Here is a 3,818-nt window from a genome sequence, read left to right on the forward strand (position 1 = left end):
TACAGGAGAATATAGAGAAACAGAGATTTCACTTTATAAAATATTGGTAGAGAATAATCCAAATAAATTAGCAGCACTTTTTAAACATCCTGAAATAAGGAAGGAGATTGAGAATTATTTAAAATCAGGTAAATTAAGCGAAGGTTTTCCTATATATGGAGATCACGTAAAAGTGCAATGTAGAAAAGGGATGGAAAGACGTGATGTACTTAATATGCAAGAAAAACATAATAGCAATGCGAAGATAATGGGATATAGCGCTCTATCCCTTGCAACTTCTTCGCTCATAACATTTGCAGTATGTGCTGCTATAGGCTTTGCAATATTACCTGCAATTGGTGTAGTGCTTAGCGTTGGGATACTTGCAGCTATCGTTACAGTTGGTGTTATGTGTTACAAGGAGAAATCCCCTGATAGTAAATTGAGAGATGCTAATACAGATCAGATAGGAAGGCAAGTAACCTCAATACCATAGATTGATGTGAAACATCTATATAGATTTTGAAAGGGAACTTAACATAAATTTGTACTATGCTTATATAAGCATACTTGGTGATGTTTAGCTAATGATTTCCACTAAAGTGTATAATTACTAAATAAAAAGAATCTGTTAAATAAATTGAATCAAAGCTTATTAACAAAAGACTTACCATACAATCTTTTTCATTATGCATGCTATATAGAGGTTGAGCAGATTGCAAAACAAAAGTTTTCAAATAAGTTATATTTAAAAACTTATTGACATGATAAACATTCATCGTATTTAATTTCTTTGTGTTTCAAAGCTAGAGCATTATGAGATATTTTATCAGCTCTCTGCATTGACTGAGATCTACAATAATATAGACTTTTTAGTCCTTTTTTCCAGGCAAGCATGTGTATTTTATGTAAATAACGCTTGTGTACATTTGCAGCTAAAAATAAATTAACTGATTGAGATTGACAAATATACGTGGTTCTATCACTCGCATGTTCTATAATCCATTGTTGATCAAGCTCATACGCAGTTTTAAAGACTAATTTTTCACGTTCTGTTAAAAATTCTAGATGTTGAACAGAACCTTCATTTGTTGAGATTGAAGACCATACTTTATCATTATCTTGATTTTTTTCTGCTAGGAGCTTTTGCAAAAACTTATTCCGCACAACAAATGAACCAGTTAGTGTTTTTTGTGTAAAAACATTCGCTGCATATGGTTCTATCCCAGGTGAAGTATTACCTGCTATAATTGAGATTGAAGCAGTTGGAGCAATAGCAAGCTTATGTGTAAATCTCTCCATTAAATTAGCTTCTATAGCATCAGGACAAGCTCCTTTTTGCACAGCTAACTTTTTTGATACCATATCTGCTTGCTTACGTAAATACTGAAATATTTTTATATTGCATTGTTTAGCTACTATTGATTCAAAAGGAATCATTTTACTTTGCAAAAATGAGTGAAAACCCATAACACCAAGACCAATGCTGCGTTCTTTCATTGCAGAATATCTTGCGCGCTGCATTTCGTTTTGCGCTTTATTTATAAAATCTTCTAATACATTATCAAGAAAACGCATTACATCTTCTATGAAAAACTCATTATCCTTCCACTTTTCGTAATATTCAAGATTAACTGATGATAAACAACAAACAGCAGTACGTGATTTCCCTTGATGATCATAACCTGTAGTTAAAGTAATTTCACTACATAAGTTAGACATTTTAATGTCTAGACTTAATTTTTTATAAGACTCAGGTTTATTTTTATTTATCGTATCAATAAAAATAATGTATGGTTCTCCAGTTTCAATTCTTGTAGTTAGTATTTTAATCCATATGTCACGTGCTTTAAGGGTTGAAATAACTTTATTATTATGTGGGCTGATTAAATTCCACTCTCTATCATTTTCAACAGCATGCATAAATTGATTAGATATTATCACAGCGTGATGTATATTGAGTGCTTTGCGATTTGGATCACCACCAGTTGGTTTGCGTAGATCTAGAAATTCTTCTATTTCTGGATGCCATACTGGGAGATAAACTGCAGAACTTCCTCTTCTTAAAGAACCTTGACTAATTGCAAGAGTTAAAGCATTTTGTACTACGACAAAAGGTATAATGCCTGATGTTTTACCACTACCTTTTACTTTTTCACCTATTGAACGCAAATTTCCCCAATAGCTTCCTATCCCTCCTCCTCGTGCAGCAAGCCAAACATTTTCATTCCATAAATCTACTATTCCTTTTAAACTATCTTCTGTTTCATTAAGAAAGCAAGAAATAGGAAAACCTCTTTCTGTTCCTCCATTACTGAGTATAGGTGTTGATGGCATAAACCATAAGTTACTCATGTAATGATAAAGGCGCCTTGCATGCTCTTCATCATCAGAATAGTAGTTGGAAATACGTATAAACAAATCTTGATAATTTTCATTTTCTATCAAATATCTGTCTGATAATAAAGCTTTCCCGAAATCAGTTAGTTTATTATTCTGATCATTGCAATATATATCTAACATAACTTGTCCTGCTGTACTACTATTTTGATTATACAATCATATAAATATACTTAATGATTGTCCATGGATTATTATTCTTTCGCTTTTAACTCAGACTTTTTAAATTGTAATATAAATAGTATTCCGTCAACTTGACTTCCATATATTTTGCAATAACTCATATAGCTTATCTCCATAGATATCTTTTCTGCCACACATCTTATATAATGTTCTGAATGACAAAAGTAATCACCTTTGTTAATAAAATCTACACCTTTATTCTTACCTTTATCCTTTTTTCTTCGGACTAAACATATTACTGCTCCCTTGTTACTTAAGAAATTTCTTGATAATCTTAATTCATACTCAAAATCATATACATAATGTAGTACTTCAGAAAAAATTATCACATCATATTGTTCACATTTCTTTCGTCCTAAAAATTCTCTTAAACTTATGTTAATTAACTCATTATAGACTGGCTTATTGTTTACAAAACACCCTCTAGCCACATTTAACATTCTACTTGATATATCAATCCCAACTGCATAGCTACCAATACAATTTATCTTAAGAAAATGACCGCATACTCCTGTGCCACACCCAAGATCAAGTATTTTTAAATCTGATAAATGATCATTATTAAAAATACTTACCACTCCAATATATACGTACTCATGTCCTCTATACTGCTTTGATATTAACCAGTGTTCAACAAAATATCCTCCAGTATTATTAAAATACTGCCTTATCAGGTTGTTGGGTATAAATTTAATAGAAATAGGATTTTTGATTTTCTTAATATAGTATAAAGCTTCATTACAGTTTTTATCTAGCCTTAATGTTTTTATAAAGTAATTATATGCCATATTAGTATTGCCTAATGCAAAGTAACACCTTGCTATGTTATACTTGATTACTGCTGAACAAGGAAAAAGTATATTCATCAACTTAAAATATAACTTTGCCTCTAATATATTGCCTCTGTAGAAGTTATGAAGACCAGTATCGATATTTGCATTTAGAAAATTTTTTAGTTTGTTAGAGAAAAATTTTGCAAGAAAGTGAGCCTTTTGTTGTGAAGAAGCGCTACTAGTATTCTTAACATGGAACAGATTAGTACACTTGTATATAAATGACATTACAAATCTTTTAATCGATGAGAGAAAATTTTTTATCATTGTAAGCCTTTATGATATTTTATCTCAGTTTCACTGAATCTCATTAATCATAAATGAAAAGAGTACTAAATAAAATATAAATTTTTATAGCATTTAACTTTTATTTTCTTTAAATATTAACATATATATCTTATATTTTGATTGGTTTACTAAAAA

At 30.4% G+C, this 3,818-nt stretch carries 2 protein-coding genes and 1 pseudogene; 1 reads left to right on the forward strand and 2 read right to left on the reverse strand.

Translation table 11 applies throughout. The features are described 5' to 3' along the window. Window positions 1–475, forward strand: a pseudogene (locus V6U76_RS04810) (hypothetical protein); the annotation flags it as partial. A 260-nt stretch (window positions 476–735) separates the two neighbouring features. Here the strand turns inward: V6U76_RS04810 and V6U76_RS04815 are convergent. Together V6U76_RS04815 and V6U76_RS04820 are read right to left on the reverse strand one after the other, a co-directional pair. Then, window positions 736–2,502 (reverse strand): ribonucleoside-diphosphate reductase subunit alpha, encoded by a 1,767-nt coding sequence (locus tag V6U76_RS04815; RefSeq protein ID WP_333023976.1) that lies wholly within the window; start codon window positions 2,500–2,502, stop codon window positions 736–738. 71 nt (window positions 2,503–2,573) lie between these two features. Continuing rightward, a complete protein-coding gene (locus V6U76_RS04820) occupies window positions 2,574–3,659 on the reverse strand; it encodes a methyltransferase (RefSeq protein WP_408647429.1) in 1,086 nt (361 codons plus the stop codon). Window positions 3,660–3,818: the final 159 nt, after the last annotated feature.

The sequence above is a fragment of the Wolbachia endosymbiont of Pentidionis agamae genome (assembly GCF_036711655.1).
Classification (GTDB): domain Bacteria; phylum Pseudomonadota; class Alphaproteobacteria; order Rickettsiales; family Anaplasmataceae; genus JAZHPY01.

Bases quoted from the DNA above. Each gene is read 5' to 3' on its own strand.
- V6U76_RS04815 (WP_333023976.1), bottom strand. From the start codon at position 2,502: ATGTTAGATATATATTGCAATGATCAGAATAATAAACTAACTGATTTC.